The following is a 21,515-nucleotide window of genomic DNA, read 5'->3' as shown; positions in this document are numbered from 1 at the left end:
CAAATTTAAACTAAAAAACTTGTTAACAATCACTTTATACAGTTTCTAATATTTCTATACTGCACTTTCTCATTGTAGACAATAATGTTGCATTTGCACAGTGGCTATTTAACGACAAAAGAGAAGATACCATTTGGTATCTTCTCTTTTGTCGTTTAGGCTAATGCAATATAAATATCCAATTGTGCGTTGTTTGGATCTGTTGCTTTTTCATCGTATAGCTCGAAGTCTATTGAGAAAGCACGTTTGTTTTCTTTTGACCATTTCCAAATATAGTCCCAAGCCTCGCAAACGACTTCAGCAACCGGTCCTTTTCTCGTTGTAAATACCGCATACGTAGCGGCAGGTATTGTTAAAGTTGTCATATTTTCAGGAACGTCTTCTAATGAAGAAACGGGCATACCGATTGTAAATTGATATGTACCAGTTTCGTCTGATTCGTAATTGGAGTAGAAAGCGAATGTTTCTTGCGTTTGTTGATTTGGGATGTGATGCATCATTTGTTCTTGGAAGTAGCGGTTCCAAAGCCCGGAGATTTTTCCGTCAGTAGATGCCTCTATTTCATTTGTCGTCGTAAGCGAAACGCCGATTGCTTGGAAAGCTTCTTTTTTTAAGATGATAGGTTCTTTCATTTTAAAATATCCCCCTTATTGAATAGAACATTTGTTCTAGTTTATTGTAACATATTTTGGAAGGGAACGGTAGCGTAATAAAAAAAGAACTCCTTCACGTAAAAGGAGTTCTTTTCATTTCTATATTAAAACATACTAGAGCTGTGCATCGGTTGAAGTTTTGCGTTTGGATCGAAGTAAGCTTTCGCATTGTTTACTGCTGTTGGTGCTTCACCGAAGCCGCAAGCAATGAGTTTTACTTTTCCTTCATATGTACAAATGTCACCAGCAGCGTAAATGCCAGGAATATTTGTTTCCATTTTCGAGTTCACGAGAATGCTGTTTTTTTGTATATCTAAGCCCCAGTTTTTAATTGGACCAAGAGAGGAAACGAAGCCATAGTTTACGATTACATCATCAACATCGATGATAATTTTTTCTTCCGTTTTTACATGCTGAAGAACGACTTGTTCAATTTTGTCATCACCAATGAGTTCTACTGGAACGTACGGTGTGCTTACTTCTGCACGAGAGTTCATTAAGCTTTCTACGCTATGTTCATGCGCACGGAATTTATCACGGCGATGAACGATTGTAACTTTGTCAGCGATCGGCTCTAACATCATTGTCCAATCAACAGCTGAATCGCCGCCGCCAAATACTACGACGCGCTTACCAGCGAATTTATTCATATCATCAACGAAATAATGTAAGTTTTTCTTTTCGTACTTTGCTGTCCCTTCTAATTCTAAGCGGCGTGGTTGGAAAGCACCATTGCCAGCAGTAATAATTACTGATTTAGAATAGTGAGTTTGCTTATTTGTAACAAGTTTAAATATACCGTCAGCTTGTTTCTCAAGCGTATCAACAGCTTCTTCTAAACAAACGGTTGGATCAAATTTCTTCATTTGCTCTTTTAAGTTATCAACTAATTCTTGTGCGCGCACTTTAGGGAATCCAGCTACATCATAAATGTATTTTTCAGGGTAGAGTGCTGATAATTGTCCTCCAAGTTGAGGTAAGCTTTCAATGATTTTTACACTTGCTTGTCTCATACCGCCATAAAATGCTGTGAATAGTCCTGTTGGACCACCACCAATAATTGTTATGTCGTAAACTTTTTGATTTTCTGCCACTTTCATTCCCCCTATAGATGGAATTTTGATATTGATTTCATATATTGTTCATATGTACACGAAAATCCTGCAAATGATGACACCTTCAAATAAATGATAGCATATTTGAGTTCATAATACTTCTGAAAACGACTGAATTGTGTGTAAGTTTTCGCATAGATGCTTTTTTAATTGTATAAAATATGGCGAAAGGAAAATACATGAAAAAAAGGCTGAAAAACCCTTGAAAACGCTATGTTATTTTAAAATATTGATAATTCTCCAGACGCTTGAATTCTGGAATAAAACCGACTAATATAGGGAAGTATTATGTTAAATTTCTATGACAAAATTCGTACGATTTTTTGACTGCGTTTTGTTATGATATAGAATGTGATAAATTCCACATTCTTGACAAATAGAGTTTTTAGTACTTGGTATTATTTTTTATTACTATTATATAAAGAAAAGGGTTGTGATTTGGTGAAGACTCCAAAAATCGTAGTTTTAGGTGCAGGTTATGGCGGGATGATTACGACTGTTCGTCTGCAAAAAGCATTATCTGTAAATGAAGCTGAAATTACGTTAGTAAACAACAACAGCTATCACTACCAAGCGACTTGGTTACATGAGAGCGCAGCTGGTACATTACAAGATGAAAAAATCTGTCTAGATATTCAAGACGTTATTGATACAAATAAAGTGAACTTTGTACAAGATACAGTAGTAGAAATTAAAGCTGCTGAAAAACGCATTATCTTAAAAGACGGCGAGTTAGAGTATGACTACTTAGTAATCGGTCTTGGTTTCGAATCAGAAACATTCGGAATTACAGGATTAAAAGAGCACGCATTCTCAATCGCTAACATTAATGCAACTCGTGAAATTCGTGAGCATATGGAAGCTAGTTTCGCTAAATATGCAGATGAAAAGCGCGATGAGTTAGTAACAATCGTTGTTGGTGGTGCTGGATTTACTGGTATCGAGTACGTGGGTGAGCTTGCGAACCGTGTTCCTGAACTTTGCAAAGAGTACAATGTACCACGTGAAAAAGCACGTATCATCTGTGTAGAAGCTGCTCCAACAGCACTTCCAGGTTTCGATCCTGCATTAGTAGAATACGCTGTAAAACAGCTTGAGAAAAAAGGTGTAGAATTCCGCATCGGTACAGCAATTAAAGAAGCAACTGAAGAAGGTATTATCGTTGCGAATGGCGATGACACTGAATTAATTAAGTCTGAAACAGTAGTTTGGGCTGCAGGTGTTCGTGGTAACGGTATTGTGGAAGAGTCTGGTTTTGAAGCAATGCGCGGACGTGTAAAAGTTGATGAGTACATGCACGCTCCAGGATACGAAGATGTATTCATGGTTGGTGACGCAGCGTTAATCATTAACGAAGAAATTAACCGTCCATACCCACCAACAGCACAGATCGCAATTCAACAAGGTTACAACATTGCGCACAACTTAACTGTGTTAGTTCGTGGTAAAGGCGAAATGAAAAAATTCGTATTCGACAATAAAGGATCTGTATGTTCTTTAGGTCATGACGATGCAATGGGCGTTGTTATGGGCAAAAAGTTAACAGGTTGGAAAGCTTCCTTCATGAAGAAAGTTATCGATAACCGTTACCTATTCTTATTAGGTGGACCTTTATTAGTTCTTAAAAAAGGTAAATTAAAGTTCTTTTAATATATAGTAGAAAAAGCAGAAACGGCTAAGAGCTGTTTCTGCTTTTTTCATTTGAAAAATATAGTATAATATATAAAAAGAAAGAATATTCTGTCCGTTCTAGTAGAGGAGGGTATTGCATCATGGAGAAGCGAGGAAAAGTATGGTTAGCTGTCAGTGGCCTAGTAGCTACCAAAGATGGCAGGTGGCTATTCGTTAAGAAAAAATATAGTGGATTAAAGGGGAAATGGTCTTTACCGGCTGGTTTTGTAAATGAAGGTGAGACCGTTGATGAAGCTGTGAAACGCGAAGTGTTAGAAGAAACAGGTATTGTCGCTCATGTGAAGGGAATCATTGGTGTTAGATCGGGCGTAATTCGCAATGAGATTAGTGATAATATGATTATTTTCCTTTTGGAACCTGAAGGGGAAAATATTATTGTACAGGAGAAGGAATTGTCTGAAGTAGCATTTCTACATCCAGATACGATTGCGGACGATCCAAATACGTCTGTGCTTATTACATATTTGTTAGAAAGACAATCAGAATTACATCTTGAAATGGACAAAACATTAAATCCAGGAGAGCAGTTTGGTTATACAGCCTATCACGTATTTACGGCACATACGAAGGAGAGGGAGAAAGAGTGAGTATACCGGTACTACTTATTTCAATGATGTTATTTTTCATTTTGTTTTTTGGAATTGGATTTTTACTCAACATGATATTACGAGCGACATGGGTAATGGTTATTGTATATCCGATTGTTTGTATGCTTATTATTAATAAGGCGAGTATGTGGGATTATTTTTCAAAGCCAAAAGAAACGTTCTCTTCATTTGGGACAAGTGTATCGCATTTAGGACAAGCAGATGTGTTTATTTTATCTACTGGATTGGTTGGTGCTGCTTTAGCAGGAATCGTCATTAAGAAACTTCGGAAAAGCGGATATCAAATGTTTTAATCTCCAATGCAATTGGAGATTATTTTTTTGCATATTCTTTCATCGTATAGGGAATGATTAACGATGAAGGAGTGTGGAATATAAAAATGTTAAAACGATATTGTATTCGCATTATGATGACTTGTTTACTTGTATCCGCATTATGCGTAACATGGAATGCTTTCACAGGAGTTTCTTTATTAGAGATTGTAAAGAAATATGAGGGAACGAGTGCAAAAGAAGTACATGCAGCAGAAGTTAAGAGAAATGTTGCTCCGAGTAAAGAAGTGATAAATGCTTTAGAGCAGGCAAATGACTGGTCTAAATATCGTTCAATTGAAATGACTGCAACAGGTTATACATCGGGAATTGAGTCAACTGGTAAGAGGCCGGGACATCCGGAGTATGGTATTACATATTCAGGTGTTAAGGCGAAACGGGATTTATATTCCACAATCGCAGCGGACTTACGCGTATTCCCAATTGGAACAATTTTATTCGTACCAGGTTATGGGTATGGTGTAGTAGCTGATAAGGGCGGTGCAATAAAAGGAAACCGTCTTGATTTGTATTATGATACGGTGAAAGATGTTTATAGCCAATGGGGTAAGAAAAAAGTAAATGTGTATATAGTTAAGCTAGGAAATGGTAAGTTTTCAGAAGAAGAGTTAACGATGTTAAATCAAGATGAAACGATGCAAGTGTTTCGCGGTCAATATTTAAAACAAAGATAGTCTAGTGTTAATTACGCTAGACTTTTTTTATTTTATAAAGTAGGAAGGCGATTATGTATAAAATAACAGAAGTTAGAATTGTCGCATTTTATCGAAAATAAAGTTATAATAAAGGTAGAGTAGAGAAATTTAGGGGGTCTGAACATGTTTTACGTACAAAAAGAATTAGGAAGCCATGAAGCGGTGATTGTTGCCTTATTTGAAGAAGAGAAAACGAGTAGTTTTGTACAAGAGCTGGACAAAGCGTTTGAAGGACAATTACAAGTTTTATTAGAAGAGAAAGAACTTTCTACGAAGAAGAAAGCTATTTCAAAAGTACATAGTTTAGGAAAAACAGATGTGAAACGTTATTATTTTGTTGGTTTGGGTAAGAAAAAATCTTATACGACAGAAACATTACGTGCGGCTCTTGGTAAGGCATTTAAAACATTGCAAGCAGCAAAAGTACAAGATGCAGCAGTCTTGCTTGATTCTTTCGTAACAGAGAAATTAGACGCGATTGATGTCGCTCATATCGCAGCAGAGGTACAAGGCCTTGGTACATATGAGTTACAAACGTATAAATCAGATAAAAAGGATCGTGTGGAGCTAGAGAAGTTCACGGCTATTACAGCGGAAGATACACAAGAAATTGAAGCTGCATTAACAGTTGGCTACGTACATGGACGTGCAACAAATTCAGCTCGTACACTTGTAAATATGCCGCCAAACGTATTAACAGCGACAAAGCTCGCTGAGTATGCTGTTGAGTTAGCTGAGAAGTATGATATGGATTATAAAGTTCTTGAGAAAGAAGAGATGGAAGAGCTTGGTATGGGTGCGTTACTTGCAGTAAACCAAGGTAGTGTAGAGCCACCAAAAATGATCGCTCTTATTTATAAAGGAAAAGAAGAGTGGACAGATGTTATTGGATTCGTTGGAAAAGGAATCACATACGATACAGGCGGTTATTCTTTAAAACCACGTGAAGGCATGGTCGGTATGAAAGGTGATATGGGCGGTGCGGCTGCTGTATTAGGTGCGATGGAAATTATCGGTGAACTTCGCCCAGAGCAAAATGTGATCGCTGTTATTCCATCAACAGATAACGTTGTAAGTGGTACAGCATTTAAGCCAGACGATGTAATCACATCTATGAGCGGAAAAACAATTGAAGTATTAAATACAGATGCAGAAGGTCGCTTAGCATTAGCTGACGGTATTACGTATGCGAAAAAATTAGGCGCAAACTATTTGATTGATGTTGCGACATTAACAGGCGGTGTAATTGTTGCACTTGGAAATCATACGACAGGCGCAATGACAAACAATGAAGAGTTATTTGAGCAAGTGCTAGAGGCATCTATGGAAACAGATGAATCAATTTGGCAATTACCGATTTTTGATCGTGATAAAGAACGTGTGAGAAATAGTAAGTTCGCTGATTTAAATAATTCACCAGGCCGCGAAGGACATGCGGTTATGGCAGGTACATTCCTAGGTGAATTCGCTGAAGATACACCTTGGGTACACTTAGACATCGCTGGAACATCTGAATCATCAGGAGCGCATGATTTAGGACCGGCTGGAGCGACAGGTGCAATGGTACGTACACTTGCAACACTTGTTGAACGTTTCGGAGAAGAATAATTTGTTGAAGAAAAGGCTGTCTCGAATGTTTGAGACAGCTTTTTCTTTTTGTATAAATGGATTTATTCTACATGTTCATTTGTCTTATAAAGAAATCGTATATAAAGTCCCGTTTAAAGCAAAGGAAGTGCGGCCCGTTTCTTCAGACACAACTAAAATAAGTGCATCGCTATTTTCTGATAAGCCAATTGCAGCTCTGTGACGTGTTCCAAGTTCAGGATCAACTTCTGTGCTTTTCGTTAATGGAAGAATATTAGCAGCTGAAACAATATGATTATTTTTAACGAGAACGGCTCCGTCATGAAGAGGGTTACCTGGATAAAAAATCGATTCGAGCAGTGGTGCGGTTAAATGAGCGTTTAACGTTGTTCCAGTTTGAATACAAGATTCAAGTGTCTCGTTTCGTTCCACAACAATAAGGGCACCATGTTTTCTGGCACTTAAATGTTGAACAGCTGTTGTAATGAACTGTGAGCTTTCTGTATAAGGTGATAAATACGCTTGAATATAGTATGTAGCTGCCAGTGTTTGTACATTTGCTAACATATGATGAATATCTTCCATCTTGCACAAAATACATTCATCTTCTTTATCAATTGCTTGCCTCATAATTGATAATTCTTTTTCAGCAATTTCAATCATTTGCTTTGTTTGTATTTTGAGCTCTTCTGACAATCCCCATTCTTGCATAATCCTCATTCCCTTTAGTGGAGTATTTAATCATAGTGTATACAAATATTCCTAGTAAAATCCTGTTAGATTGTAAAAAATATTGAGATACAGGTTGTTTTTTTCATATAATAAAGGTATGACAAGCGAGAGGAGATAGAAGTATGAACTGGAAACAGGAATTTAGTCGCTGGCTTTCATATGCAGAGTTAGAAGCAGAACTAAAAGAACAGTTAGAAAATATGAAGCAAGATGAGAAAAAAATCGAGGACAGCTTTTATAAAAATCTAGAATTCGGCACAGGTGGTATGCGTGGTGAACTTGGTGCTGGTACGAACCGTCTGAACGTATATACAGTTCGTAAAGCGACACAAGGATTAGCGAAGTTTATTGAAAAGTTAGGTGAAGAAGCGAAGAAGCGTGGTGTTGTTGTAGCGTATGATTCTCGTCATAAATCACCTGAGTTCGCAATGGAAGTTGCTGCTACACTAGGTGCACACGGCATTACAACATATGTGTTTGAAAGCTTACGTCCAACGCCAGTGCTTTCTTTCGCAGTTCGTCATTTACATACAGTGAGTGGAATCGTTCTTACGGCAAGCCATAATCCGCCTGAATATAACGGTTATAAAGTATACGGTGAAGATGGTGGGCAGTTGCCTCCAAAAGAAGCTGATGAATTAATTAGCTACGTGAACGCAGTAGAGGATGAATTAACAGTTGAGGTTGCTAATGTGGAGCAATTAAAAGCTGACGGTTTATTACATATTATTGGACAAGAAGTAGATGATGCATATGCTGCAGAATTGAACAATGTCATTATTAATAAAGAAATGGTACAAAAGGTTGGGAAAGACTTAAAAATCGTCTTCACACCACTACACGGAACATCAAATATTTCTGTACGCCGTGGTTTAGAAGAAGTTGGATTTACAGATGTAACAGTTGTAAAAGAGCAAGAGTTACCAGATCCAAACTTCTCTACAGTAAAATCACCGAACCCAGAAGAGCATGCAGCATTTGAATATGCAATTCGTGACGGTGAGAAGGTAGGCGCAGATGTGTTAATCGCAACGGATCCTGACGCAGACCGCCTTGGTGTAGCAGTTCGTAATCACGATGGTGAGTTCCAAGTATTAACTGGTAACCAAACAGGTGCATTAATGCTTGATTACTTATTATCTCAAAAGAAAGAAAACGGAACGCTACCAGAGAACGGTGTTGTATTAAAAACAATCGTAACGTCTGAAATTGGTCGTACAATCGCGAAAGCATACGGTTTAGATACAGTTGATACGTTAACTGGATTTAAATTTATCGGTGAGAAAATTAAACAGTATGAAGAAAGCGGACAATACGAATTCCAATTCGGTTATGAGGAAAGCTATGGTTATTTAATCCGTCCATTCTGCCGTGATAAAGATGCAGTACAATCTGTTCTATTTGCATGTGAAGTAGCTGCGTACTACAAATCACAAGGTAAAACGTTATACGATGGTCTATTAGAAGTGTTTGAGAAGTACGGTTTCTTCCGTGAAGATCTTGTATCGTTAACGCTAAAAGGAAAAGATGGAGCGGAACAAATCCAAGAAATGATGGCAACATTCCGTGAAAATCCTCCGAAAGAAGTAGCGGGCTTAACAGTTGTAGCAGTTGAAGACTATAAAGCGAGCATTATTACATCTTTACAAGATGGACATAAAGAAGAGATTCACTTACCGAAATCAAATGTGTTAAAATATCAATTAGAAGATGGTTCTTGGTTCTGCCTACGTCCATCTGGAACTGAACCGAAGATTAAGTTCTACTTCGGTGTTCAAGATAATTCTTTACAAAATAGTGAACAAAAGTTACTTACTATTAAAGAAGATATTATGAATCGTTTATAATATAAAGTAATTTTAAGTAGTAGGAAACAAAAGGGAGCGAAACCTCCCTTTTGTTTTATGTAGGAAATGATTGCTATTGATTCCGACAGGAGAGAGGGTATTTTGTGATGAAAAAAGTAAGAAAAGCGATAATCCCAGCAGCTGGATTAGGGACACGTTTTTTACCAGCAACGAAAGCAATGCCGAAAGAAATGTTACCGATTGTTGATAAACCAACTATCCAATACATTGTAGAAGAAGCAGTAAAATCAGGAATCGAAGATATTATTATCGTTACTGGTAAAACGAAGCGTTCTATTGAAGATCATTTTGATAATGCATTTGAGTTAGAGCAAAACTTATTAGAAAAGAAAAAGTATGAATTACTTGAAAAAGTACAGGCTTCTTCAAAAATGGTAGACATTCACTATATTCGTCAAAAAGAACCAAAAGGATTAGGTCACGCTGTTTGGTGTGCACGTAAATTCATTGGTGATGAGCCATTCGCTGTTTTATTAGGTGATGATATCGTTCAAGCTGAAAAACCATGTTTACGTCAATTAATTGAAGAATATGATAAAACGCTTTCTTCTGTTATTGGTGTACAAACGGTTCCAGAAGATGAAACACACCGTTACGGAATTATCGATCCGTTAGAGCAGGAAGGACGTCGTTACCAAGTTCGTAATTTCGTTGAGAAACCAGCAGCAGGTACAGCACCTTCAAACTTAGCAATTATGGGACGTTACGTTTTAACACCTGAAATCTTCATGTTCTTAGAAGAGCAACAAGTTGGTGCTGGTGGCGAAATTCAGTTAACAGATGCGATTCAAAGCTTAAACGAAATTCAACGTGTATTCGCTTACGACTTCGAAGGAAAGCGCTACGACGTAGGTGAAAAGTTAGGATTTGTTCAAACAACAATCGAAATGGCACTGCAACACCCAGAATTACGTGATGACATGGTTACGATGATGAAGAAAATTTTAGAAGAACAAACGAATCAAGAGTCTTAATATAATGATATAATCCCCTGTTGGATGGGCGGTAAAAGAACGTATTTACTGCTTAATCTAAAAGGGGATTTTTTGATAAAAAAGACACTCTGGAGAGAGTGTCTTTAATTTTTATCAGTAGGCTTTAGCTCATTAGCTTTGGATTTAATTTCATCAGTAATAGCGATATTAATATTTCCAGCTGCTTTTTTGTATTCTTGAATCAATGCATTAACATTTTGATTAAATGAAATTAAGCTGCCACTTGGAGATTGGGCTTGTTCGTTAAGCGCTGTAATAATCCCGTATATTTTTTTATATTCTTCATAGGTTTCTTTATACTTATTAGGCTGTTCTTTTGCGGCTTCAGAGACTAACTTTAAATCATTTCCCATTGTGCTATAAAACGTATCAACAGTTGTAATCATTCCGTCAATTTCTGTTCTCTTAGAACTTAGTGCGTTATTGAAGTCTTGTCTTTTATCTATTGCACTTGACCATGTAGTTGAATACTCGGATAATACGTAAGATGCTGCATATTTAAAGGTGTTTATATTATTATAAAAAGATGCTGCGGCAATTAAGTAATTAGCTTCTTTTTTCTTTTGGGCTTGAAGAGCTTGGTATTCCTCTTCTATATTTGTTACTTTTGTTATCGTAAAGAGTAGAACGATAATGGATATAATTGATGTAACAAATAATATTATAGATGTTACTAAAGATTTTTTTGCTGGCAATTTTCGTACTTTCTTAATTACCCCAATAACAATAAAGATTAAAGTCGTGCATAAACTAGCTATAGTAAGAATTAAAAAGAAAAATGCTAGGCCGTTTCCAAAGGTATATGACATTCCTAACTCACTATTTCCGTATAATTTGTAACCGATACTCATACTTAGTATGAAAAATAAAGATAGTACTCCGACACTTATTTTAATCAGTGTATTTTTTGATAAATTCACTGATTTTCCTCCAAAACATTGTTCTAATTAGATGTGTAAATATAAGATTTGCTGAATTAGCATAACAAAAATCATTTCTAATATGTGTCGTATATTGTCGAAAATAAAAAAGAGTTATCTTAACATAGTAAGATAACTCTTTTTTATTATGAAATCGTCGAATGAGAATGCTGATAAGCGGAACGACGTACAGCATAGTATATACGAGGTGCGATAATAGCACCGATAATGGTAAATGCAATATCTTTTACTGCGAACCACATCATAATCATCCAAGCAGCTTTATAGCTCATATTACCACCCATGAAAAGATTGACTGCCCCGTACATGTAAGTAGTACCGATAATATACGTTAAAATGATTCCTGTGAAAGAGGCAATTGCAAATGTACGAAATGTCGGTCGTTCCTTTTGTTCTACTAATTTTCCTGATACGTAAGCAACGATAATAAATGCGATAATAAAACCACCAGTAGGATCTAAAAGTGCTCCAAATCCAGCTTTGAAGTTAGCGAAGATTGGCGCACCTGCTACTCCAACAAGCATATAAACCGTCATTGATAATGCGCCAAGTCTACTTCCAAGAAGAAGCCCTGCTAAAATTGCGAAAAATGGTTGCATAGATAGTGGGACGCCCGCTATTTGTAAGAATGGTGCCCAAGATACAATATTTGCACCAATGGCCATAAGAGCAACGAACATGGCAGCTAATGCTAAATCTAAAACATGAAATCTTCTCATAATGTTAACCTCCTGTTGTTTTTAGGTTAACATTATCGTAGCGAAAAGATTTACTTGTTGTCAATTAAAATAGTTTGATAAGACGGCTTCAAATAGTCTCTTAACAACGTATACGGAATACGAAATTGCGGAATTCCACTTGAATAAGGGGCAATCTCATATAAAGGGAAATAAATGACGAGATTGTCCGGTTCTAAAAAGAAGTGGAACTTTTTCGTGCTCATGACTTTTTCAGATGCATCAGGAAAATAAATACTTTCATTTTGTTTAATTTGTCTTACAATCTCAGCACGAATTACTTCTTTGTATGCATCTTTTTGTTGAAATAAATCGTCTAAGTGTAGTAACTTTTTTTCGTTTAAATCGAATGTGTTTGCCTTCCACGTATACAGACCATGTGCTCCGCCTGTATATTGATAGTAATTCAAATATAGGCTAAGAAAAGGTGGTTTATTTAAAGAGACTTTATAATCTACATTCGCCACGTACGGATGAAATGGTGTACTTGACCCTTCTGTTTCTTTATAATATTTTTTTGCGTCTTTTTCTAATTTGGTTTTAAATTTGTCAGTAGATTTTTTGTAATAGAAATTGAGCTTATTTTGAAATTTAGAATCGGAAAAGTTATGAAAAGAAGGTCTGTTAATTTGATATTCTATATAAGGTTTCTTACCTTTTTGCGTGACAGTCTGAACATCGATTGTCAGGTTGGATGCTTTGGCTGCTAGTGCACAATTTGGTACAATAGTCAGCAAGGAGCACATAAGCAGTAATATACAAAATTTCTGTTTCATTTAGGTGAAACCTCCTTATATAAGTGTTATAAGTAGTTTGAAAATAAATAGGTAAAATTATACATTTTATTAAAGTAAGAGAAGGGGGAAACGATATGGCAAAAACTTTAATGGATTCACTTGGAATTGAGTTGTTAGAGATGACAGAAGATAAGGTGGTTGCTACAATGCCCGTAGATGAGCGTACGCATCAGCCATTTGGATTTTTACATGGTGGTGCTTCTGTTGCGTTGGCGGAAACAGTAGCAAGTGTCGGTTCATACAATTTAATTGATCAAGAGAAATGTATTTGTTTCGGTTTAGAGATTAATGCAAATCATATTCGCTCAAAGAAAGATGGAATTGTAACAGCGATCGGAACACCGATACATAGAGGAAACTCAACGATGGTTTGGGATGTACGTATCATTGATGAGAATGACGATTTATTATGTATTTCAAGATGTACAGTAGCAATTAAAGAAAAACGTGAAAAGTAAAAAAAGAGGCGCTCATTAGAGCAGCCTCTTTTTCTTATAATTAGAACTGGATTTTCTTCTCTAAGAAACCTTTTAGTTCGCTAATTGGCATACGAACTTGTTCCATTGTGTCACGGTCACGTACTGTAACAGCTTTGTCTTCAACTGAGTCGAAGTCGTAAGTAATACAGAATGGTGTACCGATTTCGTCTTGACGACGGTAACGTTTACCGATAGAACCAGTTTCGTCAAAGTCTACCATGAAGTCTTTAGCTAGTTCTGCGAATACTTCAGTAGCACCTTCAGATAGCTTTTTAGATAATGGTAAGATAGCTGCTTTGTATGGTGCTAAAGCAGGGTGGAAACGAAGAACTGTACGAGAATCGTTTTCTAATTGCTCTTCTTCATATGCATCACATAAGAATGCTAATGTTACGCGGTCAGCACCTAAAGATGGCTCGATGCAATACGGTACGTAACGCTCATTCGTTTGTGGATCGATATAGTTAAAGTCTTCGTTAGAGTGTTCCATGTGACGTTTTAAATCGAAGTCTGTACGAGATGCAACGCCCCATAGTTCGCCCCAACCGAATGGGAATTTAAATTCAATATCAGTTGTTGCGTTACTGTAGTGAGATAACTCCTCTTCACCGTGGTCACGAAGACGCATGCTTTCTTCAGTCATACCAAGTGAAAGTAACCAGTTCTTACAAGTTTCACGCCAGAATGCGAACCACTCTAAATCTTCACCAGGCTTACAGAAGAATTCAAGTTCCATTTGTTCGAATTCACGTGTACGGAATGTGAAGTTACCAGGCGTGATTTCGTTACGGAAGCTCTTACCGATTTGGCCAATACCAAATGGAAGTTTTTTACGCATAGAGCGTTGTACGTTTTTGAAGTTTACGAAAATACCTTGTGCTGTTTCAGGACGAAGGAAGATTTCGTTTGTGCTAGACTCTGTAACACCTTGGAATGTTTTGAACATTAAGTTGAACTGACGGATTTCAGTGAATTCTTCACTACCGCAATCAGGACATTTTACTTCATGTTCTTTCATTAAGTCAGCCATTTGGTCGAAAGTAAGACCGTCAACAACCATTTCGATGCCTTTTGCATCTAATGCATCTTCAATTAATTTGTCAGCACGGTGACGCGCTTTACATTTTTTACAGTCGATCATTGGATCGTTGAAGTTACCAACGTGACCAGAAGCGATCCAAGTTTTTGGGTTCATTAAAATAGCTGCGTCTAAACCAACGTTGTATGGAGATTCTTGAATGAATTTTTTCCACCAAGCTTTTTTAACGTTATTTTTTAATTCGATTCCAAGTGGACCGTAATCCCAAGTGTTTGCAAGACCACCGTAAATTTCAGAACCAGGGAAAACGAAACCGCGATGTTTCGCTAAGTTTACTACTTGTTCCATTGAATACATAAGAAAATCCTCCTTTTGAAAGTTAACGTATTGGCGATGACGTGCTCAGGTGACTTGTGAAACGAGCAGTATATGCTTTGAAAAACATAAAAAAACGCTCATCCCAAGGCTTCATTGCCTAGGGACGAGCGTTTGCCCGCGGTTCCACCCTAGTTGATACACAAAAGGTGCATCCACTTTATCACGTATTGCTCGAGACTGCCGTTTCCTTGCAGCTTCAGGCTTTCACTATCCCTGAATCGCTTTTTGTGCAAGTACTTATAAGTCCGTCATCGCTACTTATATTAATAATAATGAACATATTCTAACACGTTCTTTTTTAAATCTCAATAGAGGAACGCGTCTATCTATGATAGAGTCTCGCCTATTTTTTCGTTATTTATTCCGTAATTTTGTTTAATATGCTTAATTGCTTCGCGCTTACTAAGCGGGGCAAGCTCGTTATTTTGCACGTATTCCCAAACGACATCGGGCTTTGTTTTTGCATATTCGCGAAGCACCCATCCGATCGCTTTTTGAATGAAAAATTCTTTTGAAGAATGTAGTTGTCCAATAACCCAAAAAAGAAGTTCTTCATCCATCTTTTGTTTATATTTTAGCTGGAATAAAATAGCGGCGCGTTGTAACCATATGTTATCTGATGCAATCCATTTTGGAATATAGGCAGAAATCAATTCTGGATGTTGTAAAAAGATATTACCTAAAAATGTAGGGACGATGCTATCGACAGTGTCCCACCAAGATTTTGTTACAATCAGTTCTTCTAAGAAGGGGATCTGTGTTTCGTTTATATGCTTTTTATATTTTTGCATTATATCGAGTGCGGCTGCCTGAAATTCTCGTTCTGGTAAATCCCAAAGCTCACGTACGATAATCTGGAAGTCTTTTGGATCTGGGAGAGTATGTATTTGAATGACATCTTTCAACAATTGTCTTCTCTCGGGAGTTTGAATACCGAGAAACGGGAAGTGATTTTTCATGTAACGTGCCATCGGTTCTGCTTTTTCAGGATTGTTATGAGCTGTGAAATGCTCTTGTAATGCTTGTACAAATGGGTGCATAGGTCCGTTCTCCTCTCTTATTATCTTGCTCCTATTATTATACAGAGAGTTTGGGTGAATTTTAAAACATAACTTGCAATGTAACGAAATATGTTGAGAGTAGAGAGGAGAGGATAAGATGGAAGATCAGGGGTTACTAGCAGGTTTCTTTGCTCTTAGTTTTGCGTTTATTCTTGTTATTATAATTTGGGCAATTATTGCGTATTTGTTAACGGCTTTTGCACTGTATACGATGGCGAAAAATGATGGTGCAACGGATGGTGTTCTCGCTTTTATTCCTTTTTTAAATAGTAAGATATGGGGAGATTTAGCGAAAGATAAATTACCAGATTTTTTGAAAGAAGAAGCGGGATGGAAAGTATTCGGTATATATGTCGCATGTTTCATTTTTAATTTCGTACCAATTCTATATTTAATAGCAACAGCTGTATTGATTGTGTTGTCCATTTATCTCATCTACGCTATCTTAGACAGATATGGAACGAATTCTATATTATTTACGATTATTCATGTCATCACATTTTCAGTGTTCTTGCCGATTCACTTGTTTATTATTCGAAATGAGCCGGTGAGGTATAATGAGTAATATATATAATATTTGAGATAGAAAAAGCGCCCTGAAAGCAGGGCGCTTTTTGTACTACATAAGGTAGCGTACATAAATATAAATATGAGAAATGATTAATGAAACGATCATAATTGGGAAACCGACTTTTAGGAAGTCCATGTAGCTAAATTTATGTCCTTCTCGGCTTGCGATACCTGCAACAATTACGTTAGCAGAAGCCCCGATTAATGTTCCGTTTCCACCTAGACAAGCACCTAATGCTAATGCCCACCATAATACGTCGATTTGTGCATCAGAAGGTGATAATCCTAGCCCAACTGCCATATCGTTAATAAGTGGGATCATTGTTGCGACGAATGGAATGTTATCAATGGTTGCAGAGGCGATACCAGATACCCATAAAATAAGGATAGATGCGTAAGAAATATCTCCGCCCGTTATGCCAATTACTTTTTGAGCTAGCATTTTAATAAGGCCGATATCGATAAGTCCTCCAACGAGTACAAATAGTCCTGCGAAGAAGAAGATTGTTACCCACTCAACACTTGCGAATACCTCTTCAATTTCATGTTCTTTCACACCGATTAGCATAAGAACAGTAGCACCAGTTAAAGCGATGATAGCTGCATCAACGTGGAAAATGGAATGAGTCATGAAACCTACAATTGTAAGTCCAAGTACTGTTAAAGACTTTTTCATTAATACTGGATCTTTAATGTATTGTTTTTCATCTAAACTCATTAATTTTTTAACTTGTACAGGATCAGCGATTAATTGTTTGCGGTACATGAAGTAAAGTATTGCCGCTGTCACAGCAATAATAATAATTACGATTGGCGCTAAGTTTAGCAAGAAAGCATTGAAATCTAAATGCTTATTGGCAGAACCAATCATAATGTTAGGTGGATCACCAATTAATGTTGCTGTTCCCCCAATGTTTGAAAAAATAATTTCAGAAAGTAAATAAGGGACAGGATTTACTTGCAGTATGCGCGTAATAGATAAAGTAACTGGAACAACAAGAAGTACAGTTGTAACGTTATCTAAAAACGCGGAACCAAGTGCAGTAAGTAAGGAAAGTGAAATTAAAATTTTAATTGGATTTCCTTGCGCTCCTTTTGCTGCTTTAATGGCAACGTATTGGAAGACACCCGATTTACTCGTAATGTTCACCAAAATCATCATACCGATGAGTAGTGTAATCGTCCCCCATTCAATATGTTTCGTAAAGGCATTGTGTAAATCAACAACCCCCATAATTACCATGAGTGCTGCACCAAGAAGTGCGATGACAGCGCGATTAATTTTTTCAGAAATAATAATGGCATATGTAATTAAAAAGACTGCGATAGCAAAATAATACTGCCAGTTTGCGAGCTCTTGCGTTGTTTCGTGCAAAATTCTCATCTCCTTTCATTCACTTTTCTTAGTGTGTCAAAAAATTAACTGGATGAAACACACATAACGTCATTATAAAGTAGAAAAAAGGAGGATGTAAATGAAAGGGTTTATTTTGTCATATTTTCTGCATCGGTCATTTTTTCTTATTTTTAAAAATATTTGCGGGCATTTGACATATATATAAGATACATCCAATCTGAATATTTAAAATGGAATTAGCATTCGAGCTTGTTCGTGTAGGAGTGTCAAATAGAAAGGAATGACAAAGATGATAAGGAAGGGATCGTATGGATGAACAACGATTTTTATTTTTGGATTTTGAGTTTACGATGCCCCAGCACAGAAAAAAACCAAAAGGATTTTTCCCGGAGATTATTGAGGTAGGACTCGTTTCGGTTGTTGGCTGTAAGGTAGAAGACACGTATTCAGCTCATGTTAGGCCGAAAACTTTTCCTTCTTTAACAGATCGATGTAAGAAATTTTTAGGAATTAAACAAGAAGCTGTAGATAAAGGAATTTCGTTTCCAGAACTCGTTGAAAAACTTGCAGAATATGAAAAGAGATGTAAACCAACCATTGTTACGTGGGGAAATATGGATATGAAAGTGTTGAAACATAATTGTGAAATGGCGGGAGTAGACTTCCCATTCTTAGGACAGTGTCGTGACTTATCACTTGAGTATAAGAAGTTTTTTGGTGAACGAAATCAAACGGGGCTATGGAAAGCAATTGAGGCGTATGGAAAAGTAGGAACGGGTAAGCATCATTGTGCGCTAGACGATGCGATGACGACGTATAATATTTTTAAATTAGTAGAAAAAGATAAAGAGTATTTAGTGAAACCAGCACCTCCAACATTAGGGGAGCTCGTTGATTTTTCAAAAGTGTTAAAGAAAGTGAGTACACAGTAACGACCAAATTGCACAGTATGTAATTTGGTCGTTTTGTTTTTTTAAAGTTTGTAGTCTTTTTTTAACTGCTCTAATGTTTCTAGACTACGAACCGCAAAAGGTGAATCATCTTCAGAAAATGAATTCATTTGAGTTTCTAATGCTAATTTGAGTGACTCTGTATACTCTGGAATTTCACCTTCATATTTCTTCACCATTTGCTCTGGGATGTTCGTCTGTTCACGAAAAGCTAAAGCACGTCTTTCGTGGAAAAATGGTACGTCAGCTTGTTTTACGTTATGTAAGTCACCTTGCACCGGATGTTTTAAAACAGCTAATACTTTTACGACGTAACTGCCAGGGCGGCTATTTGTAACTTCGCCAATGTATTTTCCCGTTTTATAAATACCAGTAACGATTTCGCCAATTTCAAATGTTTCTCTCATATTTTTCACCTCAAGTTTATAGTAAGGAAAGTAGGAGAAGGAGTCAAAGAAATCATTCGCGTTCGGAATGCGCCCCCTTGAGAATGTGGATAGGTTCCACTATAATTTAAGATGATATAACAGAAAATTCTGATGTTTTATAAAGTGAAACTTTAATCAGTGGGGGGTTGTTCATCCCCCACCTAACTTCTTTGCTTCCGCTGAATTTTGAGGTGGGGGTCTTACTGCCCGTTAATGCGGGATAAATCCTATACGAAGGAGTGATTTATATGATGCCATTATATTTTCCGGAAGATAAAACAGAATATATTATTCCAGGGATTGTTTGTGTTCTATTTATTATCGGTGCGGTTGCCACGTGGCGTATGTTTATTCGTGTATCAAAACGAGAAGCAGATCGATTACAGAAAGTTGAAGAAAAGCTGTTAGCTGAAAAGAAACAGTAACTCATTTTTGTATGTTTCCCTCTATGCTCGGACAATCTAAGGGCAGAATGTATTTTGGAGGGAATAAAATGAAAAAACGGCTTTTTTTCAGTTGTTGTTTATTATTTCTGATGGCAGGTTGTGACCAAGGAAAGCCGAAAGAAATTGACGTAAAATTACATAATGCTTCAGGAGATGAAGTGGCAACTGCAAAAGTAGTGCAGCAAACAAGCGGAGTGAAAATTACGATTAAAGGAGAAGGTTTCGCACCCGGCCCGCACGGCATACATGTACACGAAATTGGTGAGTGTAAAGCACCGCGTTTTGAATCATCTGGGAATCATTTTAATCCGGATAATAAAAAGCATGGACTTCTTAATCCGAAGGGTGCAGAAAACGGTGATTTACCGAATGTAATTGCAGACGGTTCTGGGAAAATTAAAGCAGAAATCGATGCGCCGCATATAACGCTGGAAGAAGGGAAAACGACGATTCATAGAAAAGATGGAGCGTCTATTATTATTACAGAAAACGCTGATGATGGCATGACACAACCGACAGGTAAATCAGGTGATCGAATTGCTTGTGGTGTCATTGTAAAGAAAGCGTCGGATATGAAGAAAAAGTAAAGGCTACCGTGCGCGGTAGCTTTTTTTGTGGAACGTAATTAAAAATATATCGGCGATTATTGGAATATATCGACCGTAACTCGAAATATATCGGCGATTATTGGAATATATCGACCGTAACTCGAAATATATCAGCGATTTTTAGAATATATTGACTTACCGATAAAATATGACAAAGGAGGCTGTTCAAAATAGCCTCCTTTCTTATTATGAAAACGTATGGCGCAGTCTATTTAAAATTTCTTCTAAAACAGATCTTGGACAGCCGATGTTAATTCGAATATGTTCTTCGCCGCCTAGTCCGTATTTCTCACCAGGTTCAACGATAATTTTTCCTTTTTCCTCAAGTAATTTAGTGCGCTCACTTTGAGAAAGATGTAGGCGAGAGCAATCAATCCATAATAAAAAGCTACCTTCTGGCTTCGTTACGGAAAGAGTAGGGATATGATTTTTCATATATTCACAAGCGAACTTAGCGTTATCTTCTATATATAATCGAATTTCATTTAGCCAATCGTTACATTCTGTATAAGCACTTTGCATCGCTGTATAGGCAAAAGTATTTAATCCGTGGAAGCCTTGTCTATATTGGATAGATGTAAAGGCTTGACGGAGTTTTTCATTTGGAATGATAATAATCGATGCTTGTAATCCAGCGATATTAAATGTTTTACTTGGAGCCATACAAGTTATTGTGCGCGCTGCTAGTTCTTCAGATAAAGAAGCGAACGGTGTATGTGTATGATCTGCGTAAATAATATCGGAATGAATTTCATCTGCGACAACGATTACATTATATTTTGTACATAACGCGCCAAGCTGTGTGAGTTCTTCTTTTGACCAAACACGCCCGATTGGATTATGAGGACTGCAAAGAAGCATAAGTTTGACTCCTTGTTGAAATTGCTTTTCTAAATGCTCAAAGTCTATCGCATATGTATCATTTTGTTTCTGTAATGGACTTACGCATAATTGTCTATTGTTTGTTGTGACCATTTCGAAAAATGGGGGATAAATAGGTGGTTGTACGAGAACGGATTCGTTTTCTTTTGTGAAGGCCTGTATGCTCGTACTAAGAGCTGGAATGATTCCGGCGCTAAAGACAATCCATTCTTTTTGAATATCCCAGTTGTACTGTTTTTTTGTCCAGTTACAAATAATATCGCCAATATTTTCGGGAGGAAGTGTATAGCCGAAAATAGGATGCTCGATACGTTTCTTTAAAGCAACTTGAATTGGTTGTGGTACTTCAAAATCCATATCAGCAATCCAAGCGTGGATGAGTTCTTCGTTTTTATATGTATCCCATTTTGTACTATGGGTTCCACGGCGATTGACTGCTTTATGAAATAATTGCATAAGTTTGCCCCCTTCTTCTGTAAAACCGTTAAGTTATGAAAGTTCTCTCTCTTCTTATAGAATAGCTGATGTGATAGGATAAAGAAAAGTATTAAAAAGTGAAAAGGCG

At 37.0% G+C, this 21,515-nt stretch carries 23 protein-coding genes; 12 read left to right on the top strand and 11 right to left on the bottom strand.

Annotation, left to right across the window (positions count from 1 at the left end; translation table 11 throughout):
• Positions 1 to 155: 155 nt before the first annotated feature.
• Together EKQ63_RS26200 and EKQ63_RS26195 are read right to left on the bottom strand one after the other, a co-directional pair.
• Entirely contained in the window at positions 156 to 632 is a 477-nt protein-coding gene (locus EKQ63_RS26200; RefSeq protein WP_143881641.1) for a GyrI-like domain-containing protein, read from the bottom strand.
• 125 nt (positions 633 to 757) lie between these two features.
• A complete protein-coding gene (locus tag EKQ63_RS26195; RefSeq protein WP_000829779.1) occupies positions 758 to 1,747 on the bottom strand; it encodes an NAD(P)/FAD-dependent oxidoreductase in 990 nt (329 codons plus the stop codon).
• Positions 1,748 to 2,209: 462 nt separating this feature from the next.
• Between EKQ63_RS26195 and EKQ63_RS26190 the strand changes: the two genes are divergently transcribed.
• The 5 genes from EKQ63_RS26190 (at position 2,210) to pepA (ending at position 6,703) form a co-directional block, all read left to right on the top strand.
• Positions 2,210 to 3,418, top strand: coding sequence for an NAD(P)/FAD-dependent oxidoreductase (locus EKQ63_RS26190; protein ID WP_140168649.1), 1,209 nt, complete (start codon positions 2,210 to 2,212; stop codon positions 3,416 to 3,418).
• 122 nt (positions 3,419 to 3,540) lie between these two features.
• The gene (locus EKQ63_RS26185) at positions 3,541 to 4,047 is read left to right on the top strand and encodes an NUDIX hydrolase (protein ID WP_087954969.1); all 507 of its coding nucleotides are present in this window, start codon (positions 3,541 to 3,543) and stop codon (positions 4,045 to 4,047) included.
• A complete protein-coding gene (locus tag EKQ63_RS26180; RefSeq protein ID WP_000027015.1) occupies positions 4,044 to 4,361 on the top strand; it encodes a YuiB family protein in 318 nt (105 codons plus the stop codon). Before EKQ63_RS26185 ends, EKQ63_RS26180 begins: the two co-directional genes overlap by 4 nt.
• 86 nt (positions 4,362 to 4,447) lie before the next feature.
• Positions 4,448 to 5,074, top strand: a complete 627-nt coding sequence (locus tag EKQ63_RS26175) for a 3D domain-containing protein (protein WP_140168651.1) — start codon at positions 4,448 to 4,450, stop codon at positions 5,072 to 5,074.
• Positions 5,075 to 5,218: 144 nt separating this feature from the next.
• Positions 5,219 to 6,703 carry a cytosol aminopeptidase gene (gene pepA / locus EKQ63_RS26170; RefSeq protein ID WP_087954966.1) on the top strand — a complete coding sequence of 495 codons (1,485 nt, stop codon included), beginning with the start codon at positions 5,219 to 5,221 and terminating at the stop codon, positions 6,701 to 6,703.
• Between the two features lie 84 nt (positions 6,704 to 6,787).
• Here the strand turns inward: pepA and cdaS are convergent, their stop codons facing one another.
• Positions 6,788 to 7,393, bottom strand: coding sequence for a sporulation-specific diadenylate cyclase CdaS (cdaS, locus tag EKQ63_RS26165; protein ID WP_087954965.1), 606 nt, complete (start codon positions 7,391 to 7,393; stop codon positions 6,788 to 6,790).
• Between the two features lie 143 nt (positions 7,394 to 7,536).
• Between cdaS and EKQ63_RS26160 the strand changes: the two genes are divergently transcribed.
• A complete protein-coding gene (locus tag EKQ63_RS26160) occupies positions 7,537 to 9,261 on the top strand; it encodes a phospho-sugar mutase (RefSeq protein WP_087954964.1) in 1,725 nt (574 codons plus the stop codon).
• A 107-nt stretch (positions 9,262 to 9,368) separates the two neighbouring features.
• Positions 9,369 to 10,256 carry a UTP--glucose-1-phosphate uridylyltransferase GalU gene (galU, locus tag EKQ63_RS26155; protein WP_087955269.1) on the top strand — a complete coding sequence of 296 codons (888 nt, stop codon included), beginning with the start codon at positions 9,369 to 9,371 and terminating at the stop codon, positions 10,254 to 10,256.
• A 104-nt stretch (positions 10,257 to 10,360) separates the two neighbouring features.
• Here the strand turns inward: galU and EKQ63_RS26150 are convergent, their stop codons facing one another.
• The 3 genes from EKQ63_RS26150 to EKQ63_RS26140 all read right to left on the bottom strand — a co-directional run bounded on the left by EKQ63_RS26150 (position 10,361) and on the right by EKQ63_RS26140 (position 12,731).
• Positions 10,361 to 11,197 carry a hypothetical protein gene (locus EKQ63_RS26150; protein ID WP_143881640.1) on the bottom strand — a complete coding sequence of 279 codons (837 nt, stop codon included), beginning with the start codon at positions 11,195 to 11,197 and terminating at the stop codon, positions 10,361 to 10,363.
• 146 nt (positions 11,198 to 11,343) lie between these two features.
• Positions 11,344 to 11,937: a biotin transporter BioY gene (locus EKQ63_RS26145; protein ID WP_048553477.1), complete on the bottom strand. Its 594-nt coding sequence runs from the start codon at positions 11,935 to 11,937 to the stop codon at positions 11,344 to 11,346.
• Between the two features lie 50 nt (positions 11,938 to 11,987).
• On the bottom strand, positions 11,988 to 12,731 hold the full coding sequence (locus EKQ63_RS26140) for a DUF3298 and DUF4163 domain-containing protein (protein WP_087954962.1): 744 nt from the start codon (positions 12,729 to 12,731) through the stop codon (positions 11,988 to 11,990).
• 95 nt (positions 12,732 to 12,826) lie between these two features.
• Here EKQ63_RS26140 and EKQ63_RS26135 point away from each other — a divergent pair, with 95 nt between their 5' ends.
• A complete protein-coding gene (locus EKQ63_RS26135; RefSeq protein WP_001140611.1) occupies positions 12,827 to 13,210 on the top strand; it encodes a hotdog fold thioesterase in 384 nt (127 codons plus the stop codon).
• A 40-nt stretch (positions 13,211 to 13,250) separates the two neighbouring features.
• On the opposite strand, the gene EKQ63_RS26130 is transcribed toward EKQ63_RS26135, so the two are convergent.
• Together EKQ63_RS26130 and EKQ63_RS26125 are read right to left on the bottom strand one after the other, a co-directional pair.
• A complete protein-coding gene (locus EKQ63_RS26130) occupies positions 13,251 to 14,627 on the bottom strand; it encodes a glycine--tRNA ligase (RefSeq protein ID WP_000287154.1) in 1,377 nt (458 codons plus the stop codon).
• Between the two features lie 347 nt (positions 14,628 to 14,974).
• Positions 14,975 to 15,688, bottom strand: coding sequence for a DNA alkylation repair protein (locus EKQ63_RS26125; RefSeq protein ID WP_087954961.1), 714 nt, complete (start codon positions 15,686 to 15,688; stop codon positions 14,975 to 14,977).
• A 118-nt stretch (positions 15,689 to 15,806) separates the two neighbouring features.
• On the opposite strand from EKQ63_RS26125, the gene EKQ63_RS26120 reads away from it, so the two are divergent.
• Positions 15,807 to 16,274 carry a hypothetical protein gene (locus tag EKQ63_RS26120; RefSeq protein ID WP_131100963.1) on the top strand — a complete coding sequence of 156 codons (468 nt, stop codon included), beginning with the start codon at positions 15,807 to 15,809 and terminating at the stop codon, positions 16,272 to 16,274.
• Between the two features lie 54 nt (positions 16,275 to 16,328).
• On the opposite strand, the gene EKQ63_RS26115 is transcribed toward EKQ63_RS26120, so the two are convergent.
• Positions 16,329 to 17,654 carry an ArsB/NhaD family transporter gene (locus tag EKQ63_RS26115; RefSeq protein WP_140168650.1) on the bottom strand — a complete coding sequence of 442 codons (1,326 nt, stop codon included), beginning with the start codon at positions 17,652 to 17,654 and terminating at the stop codon, positions 16,329 to 16,331.
• A gap of 290 nt (positions 17,655 to 17,944) precedes the next feature.
• Between EKQ63_RS26115 and kapD the strand changes: the two genes are divergently transcribed.
• Positions 17,945 to 18,568, top strand: a complete 624-nt coding sequence (gene kapD / locus EKQ63_RS26110) for a 3'-5' exonuclease KapD (RefSeq protein WP_048553468.1) — start codon at positions 17,945 to 17,947, stop codon at positions 18,566 to 18,568.
• A 41-nt stretch (positions 18,569 to 18,609) separates the two neighbouring features.
• Here kapD and EKQ63_RS26105 read toward each other — a convergent pair whose 3' ends face one another.
• The gene (locus EKQ63_RS26105; protein WP_001209345.1) at positions 18,610 to 18,993 is read right to left on the bottom strand and encodes a kinase-associated lipoprotein KapB; all 384 of its coding nucleotides are present in this window, start codon (positions 18,991 to 18,993) and stop codon (positions 18,610 to 18,612) included.
• A gap of 269 nt (positions 18,994 to 19,262) precedes the next feature.
• On the opposite strand from EKQ63_RS26105, the gene EKQ63_RS30050 reads away from it, so the two are divergent.
• Positions 19,263 to 19,439: a hypothetical protein gene (locus tag EKQ63_RS30050; protein WP_000982762.1), complete on the top strand. Its 177-nt coding sequence runs from the start codon at positions 19,263 to 19,265 to the stop codon at positions 19,437 to 19,439.
• A gap of 68 nt (positions 19,440 to 19,507) precedes the next feature.
• Positions 19,508 to 20,047, top strand: a complete 540-nt coding sequence (gene sodC, locus EKQ63_RS26100; protein WP_087954959.1) for a superoxide dismutase [Cu-Zn] — start codon at positions 19,508 to 19,510, stop codon at positions 20,045 to 20,047.
• A gap of 207 nt (positions 20,048 to 20,254) precedes the next feature.
• Here the strand turns inward: sodC and EKQ63_RS26095 are convergent, their stop codons facing one another.
• Positions 20,255 to 21,406, bottom strand: coding sequence for a MalY/PatB family protein (locus tag EKQ63_RS26095; protein ID WP_143881639.1), 1,152 nt, complete (start codon positions 21,404 to 21,406; stop codon positions 20,255 to 20,257).
• Positions 21,407 to 21,515 lie beyond the last annotated feature (109 nt).

This window comes from Bacillus sp. BD59S (assembly GCF_007363175.1).
GTDB lineage: Bacteria > Bacillota > Bacilli > Bacillales > Bacillaceae_G > Bacillus_A > Bacillus_A pacificus.
The sequence above is the reverse complement of the archived record's forward strand: the minus strand, read 5'-3'. Positions and strand labels throughout refer to the sequence as shown.